20 protein-coding genes and 1 pseudogene are annotated in these 21,450 nt (G+C 67.8%); 20 read left to right on the forward strand and 1 reads right to left on the reverse strand.

Features of this window, described 5'->3' with window-relative positions; genetic code table 11:
* Positions 1–18 precede the first annotated feature (18 nt).
* The 11 genes and pseudogenes from FA90_RS01850 to epsA all read left to right on the forward strand — a co-directional run bounded on the left by FA90_RS01850 (position 19) and on the right by epsA (position 12,049).
* Complete coding sequence (locus FA90_RS01850; RefSeq protein ID WP_036165311.1) at positions 19–759, forward strand: WecB/TagA/CpsF family glycosyltransferase; 741 nt, start codon at positions 19–21, stop codon at positions 757–759.
* A gap of 108 nt (positions 760–867) precedes the next feature.
* Complete coding sequence (gene galE / locus FA90_RS01855) at positions 868–1,866, forward strand: UDP-glucose 4-epimerase GalE (protein WP_036165315.1); 999 nt, start codon at positions 868–870, stop codon at positions 1,864–1,866.
* A 17-nt stretch (positions 1,867–1,883) separates the two neighbouring features.
* A complete protein-coding gene (locus tag FA90_RS01860) occupies positions 1,884–3,032 on the forward strand; it encodes a sugar phosphate nucleotidyltransferase (RefSeq protein ID WP_036165316.1) in 1,149 nt (382 codons plus the stop codon).
* A 27-nt stretch (positions 3,033–3,059) separates the two neighbouring features.
* Positions 3,060–4,478, forward strand: coding sequence for a mannose-1-phosphate guanylyltransferase/mannose-6-phosphate isomerase (locus FA90_RS01865; RefSeq protein ID WP_036165320.1), 1,419 nt, complete (start codon positions 3,060–3,062; stop codon positions 4,476–4,478).
* A gap of 168 nt (positions 4,479–4,646) precedes the next feature.
* Positions 4,647–5,192 (forward strand): annotated as a pseudogene (locus tag FA90_RS26845) (PEP_CTERM-anchored TLD domain-containing protein); the annotation flags it as partial.
* Positions 5,193–5,316: 124 nt separating this feature from the next.
* Positions 5,317–5,478, forward strand: a complete 162-nt coding sequence (locus tag FA90_RS27625) for a hypothetical protein (RefSeq protein ID WP_373994582.1) — start codon at positions 5,317–5,319, stop codon at positions 5,476–5,478.
* Positions 5,475–6,539, forward strand: a complete 1,065-nt coding sequence (locus FA90_RS01875; RefSeq protein ID WP_036165324.1) for a TIGR03790 family protein — start codon at positions 5,475–5,477, stop codon at positions 6,537–6,539. Before FA90_RS27625 ends, FA90_RS01875 begins: the two co-directional genes overlap by 4 nt.
* A 135-nt stretch (positions 6,540–6,674) precedes the next feature.
* Positions 6,675–9,677 (forward strand): ExeM/NucH family extracellular endonuclease, encoded by a 3,003-nt coding sequence (locus tag FA90_RS01880; RefSeq protein WP_036165327.1) that lies wholly within the window; start codon positions 6,675–6,677, stop codon positions 9,675–9,677.
* A gap of 21 nt (positions 9,678–9,698) precedes the next feature.
* Complete coding sequence (locus FA90_RS01885; protein ID WP_036165329.1) at positions 9,699–10,286, forward strand: NF038129 family PEP-CTERM protein; 588 nt, start codon at positions 9,699–9,701, stop codon at positions 10,284–10,286.
* A 271-nt stretch (positions 10,287–10,557) separates the two neighbouring features.
* Positions 10,558–11,283: a winged helix-turn-helix domain-containing protein gene (locus FA90_RS01890; RefSeq protein ID WP_036165332.1), complete on the forward strand. Its 726-nt coding sequence runs from the start codon at positions 10,558–10,560 to the stop codon at positions 11,281–11,283.
* Between the two features lies 1 nt (position 11,284).
* Positions 11,285–12,049 (forward strand): XrtB/PEP-CTERM-associated transcriptional regulator EpsA, encoded by a 765-nt coding sequence (gene epsA, locus FA90_RS01895; protein ID WP_036165334.1) that lies wholly within the window; start codon positions 11,285–11,287, stop codon positions 12,047–12,049.
* Positions 12,050–12,058: 9 nt separating this feature from the next.
* Here the strand turns inward: epsA and FA90_RS01900 are convergent, their stop codons facing one another.
* A complete protein-coding gene (locus tag FA90_RS01900; RefSeq protein ID WP_036165337.1) occupies positions 12,059–12,346 on the reverse strand; it encodes a hypothetical protein in 288 nt (95 codons plus the stop codon).
* A 320-nt stretch (positions 12,347–12,666) separates the two neighbouring features.
* Between FA90_RS01900 and FA90_RS01905 the strand changes: the two genes are divergently transcribed.
* The 9 genes from FA90_RS01905 to FA90_RS01945 all read left to right on the forward strand — a co-directional run bounded on the left by FA90_RS01905 (position 12,667) and on the right by FA90_RS01945 (position 21,445).
* A complete protein-coding gene (locus FA90_RS01905) occupies positions 12,667–13,122 on the forward strand; it encodes a hypothetical protein (protein WP_036165341.1) in 456 nt (151 codons plus the stop codon).
* Between the two features lie 159 nt (positions 13,123–13,281).
* A complete protein-coding gene (gene gspG, locus FA90_RS01910; protein WP_036165344.1) occupies positions 13,282–13,725 on the forward strand; it encodes a type II secretion system major pseudopilin GspG in 444 nt (147 codons plus the stop codon).
* Between the two features lie 69 nt (positions 13,726–13,794).
* Positions 13,795–14,982, forward strand: a complete 1,188-nt coding sequence (locus FA90_RS01915; RefSeq protein ID WP_036165347.1) for a type II secretion system F family protein — start codon at positions 13,795–13,797, stop codon at positions 14,980–14,982.
* Positions 14,979–16,682, forward strand: coding sequence for a GspE/PulE family protein (locus FA90_RS01920; protein WP_036165350.1), 1,704 nt, complete (start codon positions 14,979–14,981; stop codon positions 16,680–16,682). Before FA90_RS01915 ends, FA90_RS01920 begins: the two co-directional genes overlap by 4 nt.
* On the forward strand, positions 16,675–17,514 hold the full coding sequence (locus tag FA90_RS01925; protein ID WP_051971323.1) for a hypothetical protein: 840 nt from the start codon (positions 16,675–16,677) through the stop codon (positions 17,512–17,514). The genes FA90_RS01920 and FA90_RS01925 overlap by 8 nt, the downstream gene beginning before the upstream one ends.
* Before the next feature lie 13 nt (positions 17,515–17,527).
* Complete coding sequence (locus FA90_RS01930) at positions 17,528–18,082, forward strand: PilN domain-containing protein (RefSeq protein WP_036165357.1); 555 nt, start codon at positions 17,528–17,530, stop codon at positions 18,080–18,082.
* The gene (locus FA90_RS01935; RefSeq protein ID WP_036165359.1) at positions 18,079–18,705 is read left to right on the forward strand and encodes a hypothetical protein; all 627 of its coding nucleotides are present in this window, start codon (positions 18,079–18,081) and stop codon (positions 18,703–18,705) included. The genes FA90_RS01930 and FA90_RS01935 overlap by 4 nt, the downstream gene beginning before the upstream one ends.
* A complete protein-coding gene (locus FA90_RS01940; RefSeq protein ID WP_036165362.1) occupies positions 18,702–19,349 on the forward strand; it encodes a hypothetical protein in 648 nt (215 codons plus the stop codon). Before FA90_RS01935 ends, FA90_RS01940 begins: the two co-directional genes overlap by 4 nt.
* On the forward strand, positions 19,346–21,445 hold the full coding sequence (locus FA90_RS01945) for a secretin N-terminal domain-containing protein (protein WP_239700494.1): 2,100 nt from the start codon (positions 19,346–19,348) through the stop codon (positions 21,443–21,445). The genes FA90_RS01940 and FA90_RS01945 overlap by 4 nt, the downstream gene beginning before the upstream one ends.
* The last annotated feature ends 5 nt before the right edge of the window (positions 21,446–21,450 follow it).

Genomic DNA, 21,450 nt, shown 5'->3' on the forward strand with positions numbered 1-21,450 from the left:
AACCCGAGGGGGTTAACAATGAGCGAGCGGATTACATTGATGGGATGCGCCATCGACAACCTGTCGATGGAAGAGACCTTGCAAACCGTCGAGGGCTGCATCCGGACAGGACAGCCCCATCAGCATGTGGTGGTCAACGTGGACAAGCTGGTCAAGGCCAGCCGCGATCCCGAGCTGCGTCGGATCATCAACGGCTGCGCCCTGGTCAACGTCGACGGCATGCCGGTCGTGTGGGCTTCGCGCCTGCTCGGCAGGCCGCTCAAGGAAAGGGTCGCCGGCGTCGACCTGTTCGAGGCGCTGATGCGACGCGCGGGCGAGAAGGGCTGGCGCGTGTTCCTGCTCGGCGCCCGCGAGGAAGTGGTGAGCCAGGTGGCCGCGACCTACGCGCGCAAGTATCCGCGCCTGGTGCTGGCCGGCTGGCGCAACGGCTACTGGAGGGGCGAGGCGGAGGAAGCGCAGGTGGTCGAACAGATCCGCGACGCCCGCCCCGACCTGTTGTTCGTGGCGATCAGCTCGCCCAAGAAAGAGCAGTTCCTCGGGCGGTATCAAGCCGAGATGAAGGTCCCGTTCGCGATGGGCGTGGGCGGCACCTTCGACGTGGCGATCGGGCGCGTCAAGCGCGCGCCCATGTGGATGCAGAAGTCGGGGCTGGAATGGTTCTACCGGTTCCTGCAGGAGCCGCGGCGGATGTTCCGGCGCTACTTTATAGAAGACATGGCCTTCTTTTGGTTGTTCATCAAAGAGGCCGCCCGGCGTTAGAACCGGGCAGGCAGGACAGGGATGTGGCGGTTACGCCAGACAAGTGTCTAAGAAGAATGCGCTGGCCGTAAGGCATGGCGCCAACCCTTAACGATAGAAAGATACGAGATGAAGATTCTGGTTACTGGCGGCATGGGTTACATCGGTTCCCACACGGTCGTGGAACTGCAAAACGCGGGCCACGAGGTCCTTGCGTACGACAACCTGTCCAACGCCAACCGTTCGGTGCAGGAACGCGTACAGAAGATCACCGGCAAATCCTTCGAATTCGTGGAAGGCGACATTCGCGACCGCGCGGCCATGGAAGCCGTGTTCGCTGCCCACAAGATCGATGCGGTGATCCACTTCGCCGGCCTGAAGGCCGTCGGCGAATCGGTCGCGCAGCCGCTGCGCTACTACGACAACAACGTCTATGGCAGCGTGGCGCTGTTCGAGACGATGGCCAAGTTCGGCTGCAAGACGCTGGTGTTCTCGTCGTCCGCCACGGTCTACGGCGATCCGGCCTCGGTGCCGATCAAGGAAGACTTCCCGCTGTCGGCCACCAATCCGTATGGCCGCAGCAAGCTGATGATCGAAGACATCCTGCGCGACCTGATCAAGGCCGAGCCAGACTGGCGCATCGCCCTGCTGCGCTACTTCAACCCGGTCGGCGCGCACGACAGCGGCCTGATCGGCGAGGAGCCGAACGGCATCCCCAACAACCTGGTGCCTTACATCGCCCAGGTCGCCAACGGCCAGCGCGAAAAGCTGTCCGTGTTCGGCGGCGACTACCCGACCCCGGACGGCACCGGCATGCGCGACTACATCCACGTGGTCGACCTGGCCATCGGCCACGTCAAGACGCTCGACAAGCTGGCGACCGGCCCTGGCCTGGTGACCTACAACCTCGGCACCGGCAACGGCAATTCCGTGCTCGAAATGATCCACGCGTTCGAGAAAGCCAGCGGGAAACCGATTCCGTACCAGATCGTCGACCGCCGCCCGGGCGACATCGCCAAATGCTACGCCGACCCGACCCGCGCCCGAGAGGAACTCGGTTGGACCGCACAGCGTGATATCGCGCAAATGTGTGCTGATTCCTGGCGCTACCAGACTACCGCAAAATAAACTTCGAGGATAAAACGATGAAAGCAATGATTCTTGCAGCAGGCAAAGGGACGCGCGTTCGTCCACTCACCTACGACCTGCCGAAACCCATGATCCCGGTGCTGGGCAAGCCGGTCATGGCTTACCTGATCGAGCACCTGCGCAAGCATGGCGTGACCGAAATCATGGTCAACGTCGCGCACCTGCATGAAAAGATCGAGGAATACTTCGGCGAGGGCGAGCAGTTCGGCGTCCAGATCGGCTATTCGTTCGAAGGCTACACCAAGGAAGACGGCGAAGTCGTGGCGGTGCCGATCGGTTCGGCCGGCGGCATGAAGAAGATCCAGGAGTTCGGCGGCTTTTTCGACGACACCACCATCGTCCTGTGCGGCGACGCGCTGATCGACCTCGACCTGAAAGCCGCGCTGCTCGAGCACCGCCGCAAGGGCGCGATGGCCACCGTCATCACCAAGGAAGTGCCGTGGGACAAAGTGTCGAGCTATGGCGTGGTCGTCACCGACGCCGATGGCCGCATCAGCCAGTTCCAGGAAAAGCCGAAGCAGGAAGAAGCAAAATCCAACTTCATCAGCACCGGCATCTACATTTTCGAGCCGGAAGTCATCGACCTCATCCCGTCGGGCGTCGAGTTCGACATCGGTTCGCAATTGTTCCCGCTGCTGGCCGAAAAGGGCATGCCGTTCTACGCCCAGGGCCGCCCGTTCAACTGGCTCGACATCGGCAGCGTCAGTGATTACTGGGAAGTGTTGCAAAACGTCCTCACCGGCGAAGTCAACCACATGGACGTGCCGGGCATCCAGATCGAACCGGGCCTGTGGACCGGCCTGAACACCAGCATCGACTGGAATGGCACCACGATCAAGGGCCCGGTCTACATCGGTTCCGGCGTCAAGATCGAGGCTGGCACGACCATCATCGGACCGACATGGATCGGCCATGGCAGCCATATCTGCGAAGGCGCGGAAGTCGTCCGCAGCGTGCTTTTCGAGTACACTCGCGTATTGAACGATGTTACCTTGCATGAAATGATCGTGTTCAAAGACTACAGCATCGATCGCGGTGGGGAGATGAAGCATTCGTCCGAATACAGTTCCGACGAATGGCTCAATGCCCGCGATCGCCGCCGCAGCCGCCGCAAGGAAGTCGACGAAGAGACCCTCACCACCTAATTACAAATAAAGCAAGAAAGCCAACGCATGAAGATCTATCCAGTCATCCTCTCCGGCGGCGCCGGGACCCGTCTGTGGCCTCTGTCGCGGGCAGTCATGCCCAAGCAGTTGCTGCCTTTGGTCACCGACAAGACCATGCTGCAGGAAACCGCGCTGCGCGTGCACGGTTGGCCGGGGTTGATGGCGCCATTAGTGGTGTGCGGCAACGAGCACCGCTTCATGGTCGCCGAGCAGATGCGCGAAGTCGGCATCACCCCGCAGAGCATCCTGCTCGAGCCGATCGGCCGCAACACCGCCCCGGCCGTGACGGCGGCGGCGCAGCACCTGCTGGCCCAGGATCCGGACGCGATCATGCTGGTGTTGCCGGCTGACCACGTGATCGAGAAGAACGACGCATTCCGCCAGGCCGTCGAGCGCGCCACCAGGCTGGTGCAGGAGGGCGCCCTGGCGACCTTCGGCATCGTCCCGGGCGCGCCCGAAACCGGCTATGGCTACATCCGCCGCGGCGAACCGCTGCCGGGCTGCGACGACTGCTACAAGCTCGAGCGTTTCGTCGAGAAGCCGGACCGCAACACCGCCGAAGGCTTCGTCGCCGATGGCGGCTACTACTGGAACAGCGGCATGTTCATGTTCCGCGCCGACCGCTTCCTGGCCGAGATCGAAAAGCATGCGCCGGCCATCGCCCAGGCTGCGGAAAACGCAATGCAGAACGCTTACCGCGACCTGGACTTCTGCCGCCTGGACGAAAAGGCGTTCACCGCCTGCCCGTCGGACTCGATCGACTACGCGGTCATGGAACACACCCGTGACGGCGTCGTGGTGGCGAGCGACATCGGCTGGAGCGACGTCGGTTCCTGGACCGCGCTGGCCGACGTCCAGCAAAAAGATGCCAACGGCAACTCGCTGCGCGGCGACGTCTACCTCGACAACACCAGCAACACGCTGGTGCGTGCCGAGAGCCGCATCGTCGCCGTGGTCGGCATGAAGGACGTGGTCGTGGTCGAGACCCCGGACGCGGTGCTGGTCGCGCACAAGGACGAGGTCCAGCGCGTCAAGAACGTGGTCGAGCACCTGAAAGGCAAGGAGCGCACCGAGCACCTGCACCACACCAAGGTCTACCGCCCGTGGGGTTCCTACGAGGGCATCGACCATGGCGACCGCTTCCAGGTCAAGCGCATCACGGTCAAGCCGGGCGAAAAGCTCAGCCTGCAGATGCACCACCACCGCGCCGAGCACTGGATCGTGGTGTCGGGCACCGCGCGCGTGACCTGCGGCGACAAGGTGATGCTGCTGGCCGAGAACGAGTCGACCTACATCCCGCTGGGCACCACGCACCGCCTGGAAAACCCGGGCAAGCTGCCGCTGCACCTGATCGAAGTGCAGTCGGGCAGCTACCTCGGCGAGGACGACATCGTCCGCTTCGAGGACGTGTACCAGCGCGCATAAGCGCAATCCAGTTGGTTCGAGGCCAGGCGGTGGCGACACCGGCCTGGCCTTTTTCATGGCGCAGCCGGGTTTCTCCAGCGTCTTTTCCCAGGTCTACCGTGCGTGCGCGCCCTCGCACGCGGCGTGACAATGCACCGTCAAACCCCATCCGGGGTATCGGGGCATACCATGAAGACGATCATTGCGGCAGCCGGCCTGGCCACGGCGCTGGCGCTGGGCGCCAACACGGCGTCGGCGCAGGCCGACCATCTCGGCGTCGACGTCAGCGGCGGCTCGCGCCTGCTCGACGCCAGCCGCGCAGCCCAGCTCGGACGCTGGCTGGGCGCCGGCGACATCAAGCTCAGCAATGTGTACACGCTGCGTCCGGGCGACACTGCGCCCGGTTTCCACCAGGCGGCCGACGGCAACGGCGCGACCTTCACGCTGCTGGAGGTGACCAATCCGGCCGGCCGGACTTACCTGGTGGGCGGCTACAATCCGCAAAGCTGGAGCGCCGGCGGGACCTGGAACGAGACGCCGCGCGATTACCAGCGCACCGCCTTCCTGTTCAATATGACGGCGCCCGCCGTGTACCGCCAGACCCTCTCCGACTACGTGTTGCCGAGCCAGGGTTTGCGCCAGACCTTCAACGACCTCAATTTGGGGCCGGAGTTCGGCTCCGGTCCCGACCTGTTCGTCAATAACTTGCTCGATGGCGCGGTGTCCTGGCAGCTCAGCTACGGCAATCCGGCGGAGGAGGGCTTGAGCATCGTCGATCGCACGCGGCGGCGAAATCGTGCGCGTGGACGGGATGGAAGTGTTTGCGATCTCGCCGGTGCCCGAGCCGGGTGCGGTGGCGATGCTGCTGGCCGGCGCCGCCGTGCTCCTCGCGCGGCGCGCATGCGCGCGAGGGCGCACACGCACACGCACGTGCACGCGAGGATCTGAGCCTGGCGCAGTGGCCGCGGTCGAGGTCCGTGGCATGATGGCCGGGAGCCCATCCGCCCACCGACTGCGATGACCGTGACCTCTTGCCTGCGCCGCGCCCTGGCGGCTGCGCTGCTCGGCGCATTGCTGATTGCAAGCCCGGCCCGGGCGCAGCTGGCCGGCGCCGGGCGCCTGCAGCCGCAGCAGCTGGCCATCGTCGTCAACGACGCCGAGCCGAACAGCGTCGCCATCGGCGCCTATTACCGCGAGCGGCGCGGCATCCCCTCGGCCAACGTGGTGCACGTGCGCATCCCCGGCAAGCCGCACGGGCTGAGCGCGGCGCGCTTCCAGGCGCTCAAGGCGCAGATCGACGCCCGTCTCGATCCCGCGGTCCAGGCCGTGCTGATGGTCTGGACCGCGCCCTACAAGGTGGAATGCAACTCGATCACCGGCGCCTACAGCCTCGGCTTCGATGCGCAGCAATGCGTCCGCACCTGCGCGCCCGGCCGGCCCAGCCCCTATTTCAATTCGGCATCACAACGCCCGTTCACCGATCTGCACGTGCGCCTCTCGATGCTGTTGCCGACCGAATCGGTGGAACAGGCGAAAGCGCTGATCGACCGCGGCGCCGGCGCCGGCTTTCGCCTCGTTCCCGCCAGCGCGTATTACCTGGCGACGTCGGACACGGCGCGCAATGCGCGCGCGCCGTTCTTCCCGCCGCCGGGACGCATCGACGCGCGTGCGCTGACCGTGCGCCAGCTGCATGCCGACGTGCTCGACGACGCGCACGACATCATCGTCTACCAGACCGGCATGGCTGAAGTCGCCAAACTCGACACCCTCGGCTTCCTGGCGGGCGCGCTGGCCGACCATCTAACCTCGCTCGGCGGCGACCTGCTCGGCAACCAGCAGATGAGCAGCCTGCGCTGGCTGGAGGCGGGCGCTACCGCCAGCTACGGCACCGTCAGCGAACCGTGCAACCACTGGCAGAAGTTCCCGAATCCGACGGTGTTGCTCAGTCACTATGTCCGCGGCAACAGCGCGATCGAAGCCTACTGGAAGAGCGTGGCCTGGCCGGCACAGGGTCTGTTCATCGGCGAACCGCTGGCGGCGCCCTATGCCGCACCGGCCGCCGTGCACAGTGCCCGGCGCTGATCGACGGCGCATGCGATGCCACAAGCATTAGTCCATCTGGACTAACGGGTGGTCATGATGTTGTCAATATAGGCAATTAATATTCGTCCGTTAAGTGTTTTCTCGACAACTCCGCTCTTCACCCCAGGACACTACATGAAACATCGCGTTGCCATCCATTCTCCAGGGCGCCTGACCGTGCTCGCCGCCTTGATCGGAGGCCTGAGCGCCGGCCTGGGCGCGCCGGCGTTCGCCGACCCGACCGTTCCCGTCGTCATCAGCCAGGTGTACGGCGGCGGCGGCAACAGCGGCGCGCAGTACAAGAACGATTTCATCGAGCTGCACAACCGCGGCACGACGGCGATCGACCTGAGCACCTGGAGTGTGCAATACGCTTCGTCGGCCGGTACCAGCTGGCAGCTGACCAAGCTGAGCGGCATCCTGCAGCCGGGCCACTATTACCTGGTCCAGGAAGCGGCCGGCAGCGGCGGCACGGCCGCGCTGCCGCAACCCGACGCGAGCGGCAGCCTGGCCCTGAGCGGCACCAGCGGCAAGGTCGCGCTGGTCAACAACGCGAGTGCGCTGAGCGGCGCCAACCCGACGTCGGCGTCGCTGGTCGACCTGGTCGGCTTCGGCAGCGCCGCCACAGGCTACGAAGGCAGCGGCCCGACCGCGACCCTGAGCAACACCACCGCCGCGATCCGCGCCAATGGCGGCTGCACCGACACCGACGACAACGCCGCCGACTTCGCGACCGGCGCGCCGATCCCGCGCAACAGCGCCAGCGCCGCCAAGTCCTGCGGCACGACCACGACCGACGCCGCCATCGTCACGAACTGCCCGGCCAGCGTGTCCGGCACCCAGGGCAGCGCGATCATGGGCCTGCTCCAGGCCAGCGACGCCGACAGCATCGTCAGCAGCGCCTCGATCGTCAGCGGCGCGCGCGCCGGCATCGCGCTCGGCCCGTTCACCCCGGCCGCAGGCAAGGGCGGCACCGCCTCGGTCCAGCTGCAGGTCGACGGCAGCCTGGCCGCGGGCAGCTACCCGGTCGGCATCACGTTCACCAACGACACCAGCCAAAGCGCCAGCTGCACCGTGACGGTCCAGATCGCAGGCAGCGTGACGATTCCGCAGATCCAGGGTTCCGGCCCGACCAGCCCCTACGCCAACACCGTGCAAAGCACGCGCGGGGTGCTGACCGCCAAGGTCGGCAGCGGCTTCTTCATCCAAGACCCGAAAGGCGACGGCGACCCGACCACCTCGGACGGCATCTTCGTGTTCGGCGCCAGCACCGACGCCCAGCCGGGCGAAATGGTCGAAGTCACCGGCACCGTCACCGAATACACTCCGACCGGCGCCGCGCGTTCGTACACGGAGTTGGGCAACGTGACCAAAGTCACCCGTCTGGGCGGCAGCTACACGATCGCCCCGACCAACATCGAACTGCCTTACCCCGACCTGGGCCGCGTCGAAGGCATGCTGGTGCACATCACCACGCCGCTGACCGTGAGCGGCAACGGCTACCTGGGCGACCGCGGCGAACTGGTGCTGTCGAACGGGCGCCTGGAGCAGCCGTCCAACCGCTATGCGCCGAGCTCGCCTGAAGCCAAGGCCTTGAGCGCCGCCAACGCCAGCAACATGATCGTGCTGGACGACGGCATCTTCACCACGCCGAACCCGATTCCGTACATCGGCCAGGACGGCACCGTGCGCTCCGGCGACACCGTGACCGACCTGACCGGCGTGGTCGACTTCGGCGCCGCCGGCGGCCTGAACCCGTCGTTCAAGCTGCAGCCGACCCAGGCGCCGAGCTTCTCGCGCACCAATCCGCGTCCGCCGGCGGTGCAGGGCACGCCGGGCAACCTGCGCGTGGTCAGCGCCAACATCGAAAACTTCTTCACCACCTTCACCGACGGCACCAACTACCTGGGCCAGACCGGCCAGGGCTGCAGCCTGGGCAGCTCGGTGAGCAAGAGCAACTGCCGCGGCGCCGACAACCTCAAGGAATTCCAGCGCCAGAGCACCAAGCTGGTGGCCGACCTGAAGGGCCTGGACGCCGACGTCGCCGCCCTGATGGAAGTCCAGAACAACGGCGACATCACGCTGTCCTACATCGTCGACCAGCTCAACACCGCCTACGGCAGCAAGGTCTACAACTACGTCGCCAACGTGCCGGTCACCGGCACCGACGCGATCCGCGTGGCGATGATCTACAAGCCGGCAATGGTCACCCCTGTCGGCGCGCCGATCACCGACGGCGACAGCGTCAACAATCGTCCGCCGCTGGCCCAGACCTTCAAGCTCAACAGCAATGGCGCCAAGTTCACGCTGGTCGCCAATCACCTGAAGTCGAAAGGCAGCTGCGGCAGCGCCGGCGCCGGCAACAGCGACAGCGGCGACGGCCAGGGCTGCTGGACCGGCACTCGTGTGCTGCAGGCGCAGCGCTTGCTGAACTACCTGGTGCCGCAGATCAAGCAAGCCTCGGGCGACGACCGCATCCTGCTGGTCGGCGACATGAACGCCTACGGCCACGAAGATCCGATCGCGACCCTCACCTCGAACGGCTTCGTCAACGAAGTCGAGCGCTTCAAGCGTCCGGAAGGTACGCCGTACTCGTACGTGTTCGCCGGCCTGAGCGGCTACCTCGACCACGCGCTGGCCTCGACCGCGCTGGACGGCCAGGTCGCCGGCATCCTCGAGTGGCACATCAACGCGGACGAGCCGGATGCGCTGGGCTACGACCTGAATACCGGCCTGAGCCAGGACCTGTACCAGGCCAACCAGTTCCGTGAGTCGGACCACGATCCGCTGGTGATCGGCCTGAACCTGGCGCCGGCCTTCGTGGATGTGACCGGCGGCGTGAAGATCGCGCAGACGGCGCCGGTCCCAAACCGCATCACCGGCAAATACAGCGCCACCGTGACGTTCACCAACACGAGCGGCGCGGCCCTGAGCGGTCCGCTGCAGTTCCGTCTCGACGGCTTGACCGCCGGCGTGACCTTGGATAACGCCAGCGGCAGCCAGAATGGCGCACCGTACATCACACTGCCGTCCGGTTCGCTTGCCGTCGGCGCCAGCGCGACCGTCACCACCACGTTCTCGAACCCGGCGAAAACCGCCATTACCTACAAGCCGGCGCTGATCCAGGGCGCGTTTTAAGTCTCAAGAAAAGGAAACGTCATGAACCTCAAGAAAATCCTGTCGCGCTCGCTGCTGGCCCTGGCGCTGAGCGCCTGCGGCGCGGCCTTCGCCGGCCCGACCTACCACGTCGCGATCGACACCACGACGCTGAATAGCAGCACCGCCTTCCTCGACCTTGGCCTGGCCAATTTCGGCGACTCGGCGCCGGTCACGGCGACCCTGAGCCACTTCAGCGGCGCCTTCGGCGAGTACAGCGAGCTCGGCAACGGCGCCAGCGGTTCGGTGGCGCAAGGCGACTCGGTGGTGCTGCACACTAACGGCAGCGGCTTCAGCGACCTGTTCCAGAGCATCCTGCTGGGCGGCCTGTTCAACTTCGACGTCAGCTTCGACACCAGCGGCGCGGGCAAACCTTCGACCTTCGTCGGCCTGCTCTATCGCGGCGACTTGAGCGACAGCCTGTTCGAGATCACCCTGGCCCCGGGTGAGGCCGACATCGTCTCGCCCGCCAATGCCTACGCCAGCGTCGGCCCGGCCGCCGTCTCCGCCGTCCCCGAGCCGTCGACCCTGCTGAGCATGGCCACCGGCCTTGGCCTGCTGGGCTTCGGCCTGCGCCGCCGCACCCGCTGATCCGCCACGCAGCGCAGCACCCACGACCATCTGTCCCTGCCGGGGCAGATGGTTTTTTGTATCCTTTCCGCCACGCATCCTTAACCGGATTGCATCATCCCCCGTCGGCCCGCGCGCCGCATGTCCCTAGGGTTCGAGCCGAATTCGCATTTATTCGGGAAAGCTCTGAATCTGCACATCAAATCATATTGTTCAGCGCCTCGGACTCGGTGCATATTACAATCCGCCTGCCGTAAAGATATGCTGTAGAGATAAGCCATCCAGGAACGCCATGGCCGCACACATCCTCGTGCTCGATCCCGACTCCGCCGTTCGTCAACTGCTGGAACTGAACCTGACGCGCGCCGGCTACCAGGCCGCCGCCTGCCGCGACGCCGAAAGCGCGCTGGCGCTGCTGGCTCAGGACCGGCTGCCCGACATGCTGCTGCTCGAATGGGACTTGCCGGGCCAGCCGGGCGAGGCGCTGATCCGCCGCCTGCGCGCGCAGGCGCGCACGCGCGAGCTGCCGATCATCATGGTCTCGAACCGCAGCGACGAGCACGACATCATCCTGGCGCTCGAATCCGGCGCCGACGACTATCTGACCAAGCCGTTCAATCCGCGTGCGCTGCTGGCGCGCATCCACGCGGTGCTGCGCCGGCGCATCCCGCACGTGGCCAGCGACACCGTGCAGATGGCCGGCCTGCGCCTCGACCCGGGCACCCAGCGCGTGATCGCCGGTACGCGCCAGGTGGCGCTGGGGCCGGTCGAGTTTCGCCTGCTGAACTTCCTGATGCACCATCCGGAACGGGTGCATACGCGCTCGCAGCTGCTCGACAAGGTATGGGGCCGTCACGCCGTGCTCGACGAACGCACGGTCGACACCCACGTCGGCCGCCTGCGCAACGCGCTGCAGCCGAGCGGCCACCAGGAACACATCGAGACCGTGCGCGGTACCGGCTACCGCTTCGTGACGCGCCACGCGCGCCTGGCGCTCGACTGGAGCCACGCGTTCTAGCGTGGAACCGGTCGTCATCCTCAGCCGGCAGGAACAGGAATACCTGCTGCGCGTGATCGAGGCGGGCGTGCGCGCGGCGGGCCTGCACGGTTTTTTCCTGTGGACCCAGGGCCAGCTGCAGGCGCTGTTGCCGCACCAGGTGCTGGTCGCGATGCAGTTCGCGCCGGGCGGCAACCTGCAGCGCCTCGAGTGCGTGCACGGGACGGTGCTCGACGCCGCCGCGCTGGCGCTGCTCACCGATGCGCGTGACGGCTTGGCGCCGCGCCTGGCGCGTCATTGCCTGCAGGGCGGGCGCTTGCCGGCGCTGGGCGACTTCGGCGGCGCAGCGCAGCCAGGGCTGGAGCCTTTCCGCGCCGAGCTGGGCCGCGCCGGCTTCGACAACCTGCTGGTGCACGGCACCGGCCAGACCGCCGGCGGGGCCAGCGTATTCGCGTTGTTCGGGCTGCCGCAGCGGCCGAGTGCGCGCCATGCCTATTTCCTGGAACTGCTGGTCCCGCACCTTCATCTGGCGCTGATGCGCCTGCCGTCGCCAGGCGCCGGCGCGGCGGCGCCGGCACGGCCGCTGAGCACGCGCGAAGCCGAGATCATGGGCTGGCTGCGCGAGGGCAAGAGCAACGACGAGATGGGGCAGATCCTCGGCATCAGTGCGTTGACGGTGAAGAACCACCTGCAGCGCATCTATCGCTTGCTCGGGGTCAGCAACCGCGCGCATGCGCTGGCGCGCTGCATCGAATTGCGGCTGCTCGAGGGGTGGGCCGCCGGATGAGGCGGGGGATTAGTACTGCGGCGTAGCGGCTTGCTGCATGGCCTGGTAACGGAAGGTCTCGGCGTTGCCATCGATGATGCGCAAGCCCTTGCAACCGTCGGCGGCGCAGTCCGGCCGCGGCATGTTGGCCGCAGCGACCTGGGTGGCCATGTAGGTGGCGGCAGCCGGCTGGGGGGCAGGATCGGCTGCGGCCGTCGAGGCGCCTGGCATGGCGATCTGGACGTTGTCGCCGCCGCAGGCGCCGAGCAGGACGGCGAGGCTGAGGCTGGCAAGAATCGGAAGGCGATGAAGTTTCATGGACTGGCGACTGAAGAAATGGATGAGCTATTCTAACTACGAATCCTTTCCTATGGTCAATTATTTTGATGTACTGTTCGTTAACAGCGATGTTCAACAAGTTTTAGTCGAAATTAGCTGAACTTGACCAACGATGGTGCAGGGAAATATCTCCATGGAAATGCTCGGCATTGGCAGCAGCGTCGCGGTAAAGCGACGTCTTGTGGTGACCAGTTCACGCAGGCCTCGATAAGATTTCACACAGCAAAGGGGCTTGTGCCAGGCGATGCGAAGCGTGCGAGGACGCTTGACGCTGAGGCCAAGCCCCGCGATGATGGCTCATGCAAAAAATTGTTTTCTTATTATTGACCGCGCTGTCATGCGCTGCGCTGACGGCATGCGCCGCCCATCCCGATCCGGCCGGCGCCGCGCCTACCGCAGCTGCCGCACCAGCGGCGCAAACGCGGCCGGCAGTGGCCGGGCAGGTCGGCGACACCCTGGCGCGCATCCACGCCCTGGTCGGCGTCCCGTCCTGCAGCGCAGATGCGCAATGCAAGACCCTGGCGCTCGGGGCGCGGCCCTGCGGCGGACCCGAGGGCTACCTGGCGTACTCCACCGCGCGTACGCCCGAGGCCGAGCTGCACGCGCTGGGCGGCGCTTATGAGGGCGAACGGCGTGCGGCCAACAGCCGCGCGGGCATGGTTTCGACTTGCCTGTTCCGGCCCGATCCCGGCGCGGTGTGCCGTGCCGGGGTCTGCGCGCTGGATGCGGGGCCGGGGGCGCCGGTCGCACGCTAGCCGAGACTGGTCGCGGCGCTGTCACATTCATCTGGCATGCTGACGGCGCCCATGAGGGGAATACGACAGTCCTGGGCGGCGTGCATAAAAAAATTGTCGCCGCAACAAGCGCATGGTAGCCTTTCGGCAAGGGTTTTTATAGAACATCAAGGAGTGGGGATGTCTTTCGTGTTGAATCGCGGCGCCGCCGGGCGCGTGCGCCGGGCGGGCTTCACGCTGCTCGAACTGCTGGTCGTCATCGTCATCATCGGCCTGCTGGCGGCGTATGTCGGGCCCAAGTATTTCTCGCAGCTCGGCAAGTCCGAAGTGACAGTCACGCGCGCCCAGATCGAAGCCTTCGAAAAGTCGCTCGACACCTTCCGCCTCGACGTCGGCCGTTATCCGACCACCGAAGAGGGCCTGAACGCGCTGATGACCGCGCCGCCGGCCGTGGCCGCCAAGTGGAGCGGTCCCTACCTGAAAAAGGGCGTGCCGCTCGACCCCTGGGGCCACGCCTACCAGTACCGCGCACCGGGCACGAAAGGCGACTACGAGATCGTTTCGCTCGGCAAGGACGGCCAGCCGGGCGGCAGCGGCGAGGCCGCCGACATCAGCTCGCAATAACACGCATACGCGCCGCCGGCCCACCGTCCCTTCACCAGCCCCTTCTCCTTTTCCGGTCCGACTCCCGCCATGCAGTTCGCGGTACGCACACTCGCCCCCGACATGACCATCGCCAGCCTTGTGGTCGACGCGCCCAGCGAGGCCGCCGCGCGCCGCCTGGTCGAGGCGCGCGGGCTCTACGTCAGCGCGGTCGAACCAGCGCGCGGTCCGCTGCTGGGCGCGCGCCGCGCCGGCAAGCTGTCGCTGGTGCTGTTCAGCCAGGAGCTGCTGGCGCTGCTCACGGCCGGCCTGGGCATCGTCGAGGGCCTGGAAGCACTGCTCGAGAAAGAAGGCAGCGCCGGCACGCGCGCGGTGCTGGACAGCCTGCTCGCAAGCCTGCGCGAGGGCAAGCGCTTTTCCAGCGCACTGGCCGAGCAGCCGGCGCTGTTCCCGCCGCTGTACGTCGGCATCGTGCGCGCGGCCGAAGGCACCAGCGACCTGCCGCGCGCACTGGAACGCTATATCGAATACCAGCAGCGCATCGATATCGTGCGCGCCAAGGTGGTCAGCGCCTCCATTTATCCGGCGATCCTGCTGCTGGTCGGTGGCGGCGTCAGCCTGTTCCTGATGACCTACGTCGTGCCGCGCTTCGCCGAGGTTTACCAGGGCGCCGGGCGCGAGTTGCCCGCGCTGTCGCGCCTGATGCTCGACTGGGGCCAGTTCGCAGCCGCCCATACCGGGCCGCTGCTGCTGGCGATCCTGTCCGCGCTGGCGCTGGCGACCTGGAGCGTACGGCGCGCCCTCGAGCGCGGCGGCGTCACGCGCCTGCTGGGACGCCTGCCGGGCATCGGCGAACGCGCGCGCATCTATGAACTGTCGCGCCTGTACCTGACGCTCGGCATGCTCAGCGAGGGCGGCATCACCATCGTCTCGGCCATCGGCACCGTGCAGGCCATGGTCTCGCCCGGCATGGCGCAGGGTTTGCAGGCAGCGCGCGCGGCGATCGAGTCGGGCCGCCCGCTGTCCGATGCGTTCGACGCCAATGGCCTGACCACGCCGATCTCGCTGCGCATGCTGCGCGTGGGCGAGCGCACCGGCGAGATGGGCACGATGCTGACGCGCTCGGCCGCGTTCTACGACGGCGAGATCGGGCGCTGGATCGACCGCTTCACGCGCACCTTCGAGCCGCTGCTGATGGCGGCCATCGGCCTGGTGGTCGGCGCCATCGTGGTGCTGCTCTACATGCCGATTTTCGACCTGGCCGGAGACATGTCATGAACGCGCCGCTCGACGCCGAGCTGCTCGCCCGCGCGCGCGCGCAAAGCCGCCAGACGCGCCGCGCGCTGGTCGAGGAGCTGCAAGGCTTGTCCGGGCTGGACGCGCGCGAGGTCGCGCGCCAGCTGGCCGAGCTGTTCGGCCTGAGCGTCATGGAAACCCCGGAGATGTTCGGCCAGCAGCCGGCGTTCGATCGCCTGCCGCTGGCCCAGGCGCTGGCGCGCCAGTGCGTGCTGCTGCGCGACCGCTCCGGCGATCCGGGCAGCGGCCAGGTCACCGGCGTGATCGCCGACCCGTTCGACCTCGACCTGCAGACCTGGCTGCAAGCGCAGGCCGGCTGCACGCCATCGAACCCGCTGCACCTGCGCCTGGCTTTGCCGTCCGACATCCTGGCCTACCTCGGCAAACAGGAAGAGTCGGCGCGCGCGGTCGACACGCTGGTCAAGGAAGGCGAGGGCGCATCGAGCCGGCGCGAGGGCAGGACGGCGTCGGTGCTGTCGTTCGCCAGCGTGTCTGAAGCGGCCAGCCCGGCGGTCAAGCTGGTCAACTCGACGCTGTACGATGCCTTGAAAGCCGGGGCGTCGGACATCCACCTGGAAAGCACCGCGGGCGGCCTGGCCGTCAAGTACCGCGTCGACGGCGTGCTCGATCACGCCGCCTCGGTCGGCGGCATCGAGCTGGCCGAGCACATCGTCTCGCGCCTGAAGGTGCTGGCCGAACTCGACATCGCCGAGCGCCGTATCCCGCAGGACGGCAGCTTCCGGGTCGAGTCCGGCGGACGCGAGATCGATTTGCGCGTGTCGATCATGCCCAGCATCCACGGCGAGGACGCCGTCATCCGTATCCTCGACAAGCGCGCCATGATCGAAGCCTACGGCGCGCTCACGCTGGAAGCGCTGGGCTTCGACGCGCCTTCGCTTTCCACCCTGCGCATGCTTGCTAAGGAAGCCTACGGGATGCTGCTGGTGACCGGCCCGACCGGCTCGGGCAAGACCACGACGCTGTACGCGGCCCTGACCGAGATCCACAACGGCCGCGAAAAGATCATCACCATCGAGGACCCGGTCGAATACCAGCTGCCCGGCATCCTGCAGATCCCGGTCAACGAAAAGAAGGGACTGACCTTCGCCAAGGGTTTGCGTTCGATCCTGCGCCACGACCCCGACAAGATCATGGTCGGCGAGATCCGTGACCGCGAGACCGCCGAGATCGCGGTGCAGTCGGCGCTGACCGGCCACCTGGTCCTGACCACGGTCCACGCCAACAACGTGTTCGACGTGTTCGGTCGTTTCACCCACATGGGCATCGATCCATACGCTTTCGTGTCGGCGCTGAACGGCATCTGGGCCCAGCGCCTGATCCGCATGAATTGCCCGCGCTGCGCCGTGCAGTACGTGCCGGGCGAGGCGGAGCTGGCGTCGGTGCACCTGACCTTCGACGACGTGCACGGCTACCGCTTCATGCGCGGCCTGGGTTGCGGCGATTGCCGCGGCACCGGTTACAAGGGCCGCCGCTCGATCGCCGAGATCCTGACGCTGAACGACGAGATCCGCGAGCTGATCGTCGACAAGCAGCCGATCCGCCGCATCAAGGCCGCGGCCGCCGCCAACGGCACGCGCAGCCTGCGCCTGGCCGCGCTCGACCTGGTCGCGCGCGGCGCCACCACGATCGAAGAAATCCGTCGGGTGACCCTGCATGCTTGATTTCCTCGCACCCTCCGTTTTCGGGCCCTGGACCGGGCACGCGTTGCGGGTCGGCGTCGCGCCCGATGCGCTGGCGCTGCTGCGCACCAGCATCTGGCCGCACGAGCGCACGCTGCTGCTGGGCGACGTGCGTTTCGATGCGGCCGGCGGCCCGGCCGCGATGGGGGCGGCGCTGGAAAAACTCCTGGGCGAGCAGCGCACGCGCGGCTGGCCGCTGACGCTGGTGCTGGCCGACGAGCTGGTGCGCCTGTGGCAAGTCACGCCGCCGGAAAACGGCACGCACCTGGCCGACCTGCACGGCGCCGCCGCGCTGCGCTTCCAGGCGCTGTTCGGCGCCGGCGCGGCCGACTGGCAGATCCAGGCCGACTGGAGCGCGACCCGGCCCTTCCTGGCGGCGGCGCTGCCGCGTGCGCTGCTGGGCTGCCTGCTCGAAGCGGCGCGTGCGCGGCGCTGCCGCGTGGTCGAGGTCGTGCCGCAATTCGTCGCCGCGCTGAACCAGAGCCGCAACGAGCGCCGCCCCGGGGCCTGGTTCGGCCTGGTGCATGGCGGCGTGCTGAGCCTGGCCGCGTTCGACGGCAAGCTGCTGGCCGCGGTGCGCACCGCGCCGATCCCGCCGGGCGCCGACCGCGACTGGCTCGAGGGCCACGTCGCGCGCGAGGCGCTGCGCGTCGGGCTGGGACGGCCGGAACGGCTGCAGGTGCGCGGTCCGGCCCCCAGGAGCTGGGCGAGCAGCGCCGGGCGCCTGAAGTTCGCCTGCACCCTGTTCGACGACAAGCTCGAGCCGTTGTGGCCGGACGTGGCGCGCCTGGCGCTCAGTGGAAGCCGCGCATGAACGGGAGCCGGCCATGAGAAAGGTGCGCATCGATTTCGCCCCGCCCAGCCTGGGGCGGGCGCTGTTTCGCGGACCGCGTCCCGCGCTGATGCTGCTGTGCGCGGCGTTGGCGCTGACGCCGCTGCTGGCCTCGAACATCGCCCAGTACCGCCGCCTGCTGCGCGAGCAGGAGGCCGCGCAGGCGCAGGCCCTGGCCGTGGCCGCGCGCGCGCAGGCGGCCACGCGCGCGCCGGCGCCCGCGCGCGCGCCCGTGCCCCCGGCCCAGGCGGACGCCGTCAACGCCGCGGTGCTGCAGCTGAACCTGCCCTGGCGCGCGCTGCACGACACCGTGCAATCGGCCACCCCCAGCGCGATCGCGTTGCTGGCCCTGGAACCGGACGCCAGGCGGCGCAGCCTGCGCATCACCGCCGAGGCGAAAAGCAGCGACGACATGATCGGCTACGTCGAGCAGCTGCGCCGGCAGGACTGGTTCGACGCGGTCGCACTGGTGCGCCACGAGATCAACGAGCAGGACCCGAACCGGCCGATCCGCTTCCAGATCGACGCCGCCTGGAGGGCTGCGCCATGAGCAATCCGAACCTCGGTGCGCTGGCGGCGCGCGCGCTGCTGCGCCTGCGCCTGGCGCTGCTGCGCGCCAATCCGCTGACCCTGGCGGCCGCCTTCCTGCTGCTGGCGGTGGCGGGTGGGGCGTGCTGGACCTCGTATGCGGTGGGCGCGCTGCAGGCCCGGCGCGCGGCCCAGAACGCACAGGCGGCGCGGGCGCCTCGGGCAACGCCTCCGGGCGTGGCCGCGCTGCCTGCGTCCGCACCGGTACCCGAACAGGACAACCTGGCCGCGTTCTACGGCGCGCTGGGTGAGCGCCGCCATGCCGAGCGGCAGGTCAAGACCCTGTTCGACCTGGCCGCGAAAAGCGGCCTGAGCCTGGCGCAGGGCGAATACAAGAGCGCCTACGACCGCAACGCCCACGTCTGGACCTATCAGGTGAATTTGCCGGTCAAGGGCAGCTACGCGGCGATCTGGCAGTTCGCATTCGGCGCCCTGCGTGCTATTCCGTTCGCTTCGCTGGACGACATCGGTTTTCGCCGGGATGCCATCGGCGACCCGCAGGTCGAAGCGCGCCTGCGCCTGACGCTGTATCTGTCCGAACTGCCTGCCGCGCGGCCGGACCGCCTGGCCGGAGGTGCGCCATGAAGCCGCGCCACCTCTTGCTGGGCGCTGCGCTGCTCGGCGCCGCCGCGCTGGTGGCCTTCGGCGACCGCACGCCGTCCGGCGATGTCGCGGAAGCGGTCGAGCGCCCGGCTGCGCGCACGCCGGCATCGGCGCCCGCCGTGGGGCCTGGCGCGGAGGCTGCCGGTGCGCGCGCGACGGCGGTGCTGGTGCCGACGGCCTCGCGCCCGGCGCCGGCACGCCGCACCGCCCCGGGCGAGGCGCCCGCAGCGCCCGCAGCCAACGGACAAGCGATCCTCGCGCTGGTGCCGCGCGAATCGCTGATCGGGGACAGCGACACGCAATTCGCCCAAGCCGAGAATGGCGCTGGCGGTCAGGGCGATCCGTTCGGCCGGCATGACTGGACGCCGCCGCCGCCACCACCCGGGCCCGCGGCGGCGCCGCCACCGCCATCGGCGCCGCCGCTGCCGTTCACCTTCATCGGCAAATCCGTCGCGGACGGCGCCTGGGAGGTGTACCTGACGCGCGGCGAGCGCACCTACGTCGTGCACGACAAGGAGACGATCGACGGCACCTACCGCGTCGACGCGATCGCCCCGCCGGTCATGACCCTGACCTACCTGCCGCTGAAGCAGATTCAGCAGCTCAATATTGGAGTATTCGATTGATCGTTCGTGCATCGACCGCGCCGCGGGCCCTGACACTGGCCCTGACGCTGCTGCTGACCGGCTGCGCGGCGGAACACGCCTACCGCGAGGGCAACGAGCTGCTGGCCCAGGACAGGCCCGAGGCCGGGCTGGTCAAGTACCAGGAAGCGCTGGCCGCCGACCCCGCCAACGTCGTGTACAAGGCGGCCTACCTGCGCGCCCGCGACGGCGCCACCAACCGCCTGCTGACCCAGGCCGACCGCGAGCTGGCCGAGAACAAGGGCGACCTGGCGCTGCAGGACTACAAGCGCGTGCTGGCGCTCGACCCGGGCAACGACCGCGCGCGCGCCGGCCTGTACGGGGTCGATGCCGACCGCCGCCAGGCCGCCATGCTCGAGGAAGCGCGCGCCGCGGCCGAACGCAAGGAGTTCGACACCGCGCGCCAGAAGCTCGGCGCGATCCTGACCGAGCGCCCGACCTACGAGCCGGCGCGCCGGCTGCTGGCCGAGGTCAACGAAAAAGCCGGCGCCTCCTCGGCCACGGCGGCCCTGAGCGATGCCTTCCGCACCCCGATCAGCCTGGAATTTCGCGATGCGCCCTTGAAGCAGGTGTTCGAGGTCATCTCGCGCCATGCCGGCCTGAACTTCCTGTTCGACAAGGACGTCAAGACCGACCAGCGCACCTCGATCTTCCTGAAGAACAGCACGGTCGAAGCGGCGGTCTACTACCTCCTGATGACCAACCAGCTCGATCGCCAGGTCATGGACGGCAACACGATCCTGATCTACCCGAACCTGCCGGTCAAGCACAGCGAATACCGCGACATGACGGTCAAGACCTTCTATCTCGCCAACGCCGAGGCCAAGAACGTCGCCAATACCCTCAAGACGATCCTCAAGTCGCGCGACGTGGTGGTCGACGAAAAGCTCAACCTGCTGATCCTGCGCGACAGCCCGGAAGCGGTGCGCCTGGCCAGCCAGCTGATCGCGCTGCAGGACGTGGCCGAGCCCGAGGTGGTGCTGGACGTCGAGGTGCTCGAGGTCCAGCGCAACCGCCTGCTCGACCTGGGCGTCGACTGGCCGACCTCCCTGAGCTTCGCGCCGCTCACCACCGGCGCCGGCGCCGCGCTGACGATCGACGACCTGCGCCACCTGAACGCCGCCACGATCGGCGTGACCGGCGTGAAGGGCGCGATCACCGCCAGCAAGACCGACGGCGACTCGAACCTGCTGGCGGCGCCGCGCATCCGCGTGCGCAACCACGAGAAGGCCAAGGTCGTCATCGGCGACAAGCTGCCGACCATCACCACCACCATCTCGTCGGGCGTGGGCGGCTTCGCGTCGGAGTCGGTCAACTACGTCGACGTCGGCCTGAAGCTCGACGTCGAGCCGACCATCTACCTGAACAACGAGGTCGGCATCCGCATCTCGCTGGAAGTGAGCAACCTGGTCGACACCATCACCACCAGCACCGGCACCACCGCGTACCGGATCGGCACGCGTTCGGCCAGCACCATGCTGCAGCTGAAGGATGGCGAAAACCAGGTGCTGGCCGGCCTGATCCAGAACGAAGACAGGAGCGCCGGCACCCATCTGCCCGGCCTGGGCGACGTGCCGGTGCTGGGCCGCCTGTTCGGCAGCAGCCAGGACACGCGCAACAAGACCGAGGTCGTGCTGTCGATCACGCCGCACCTGGTGCGCAACATCCAGCGGCCGGCGGCGGCGACGTCCGAGTTCAGCGCCGGCACCGAGGTCGGCTTCCGGCGCCGTCCGGACAGCGTCGTGCGCGCACCCGTGCGCGCGGCGGGGACGCCGCAGCCCGCGGCCTTGCCGGCGCCGCTGCCGCCATCCCAGGCGCCGCTGCCGCTCCAGCGAGCGCCGGCCGGCGTGCCCGGTGCGCCGCTATCGGGCGCACCCGTCGGACCAGGCATGACGGTAACGCCGGTCCCGCCGCCCGCACCGATGATGGTGCCGGCCACCAGCGTCAACACCAGCGGCACGCCACCCGCGGCGGCGCCCTCGGTGCCGGCCACTTCGCTGCCGAGCACGCCGGAAGTGCAGGTCAATCCGCTGCCCGCGCCGGCGCCGCCCGACCGCCGCGAGAACAACTGGCCATGAACACG

Origin of the sequence: Massilia sp. 9096, assembly GCF_000745265.1 — a bacterium.
Lineage (GTDB): Bacteria > Pseudomonadota > Gammaproteobacteria > Burkholderiales > Burkholderiaceae_D > Telluria.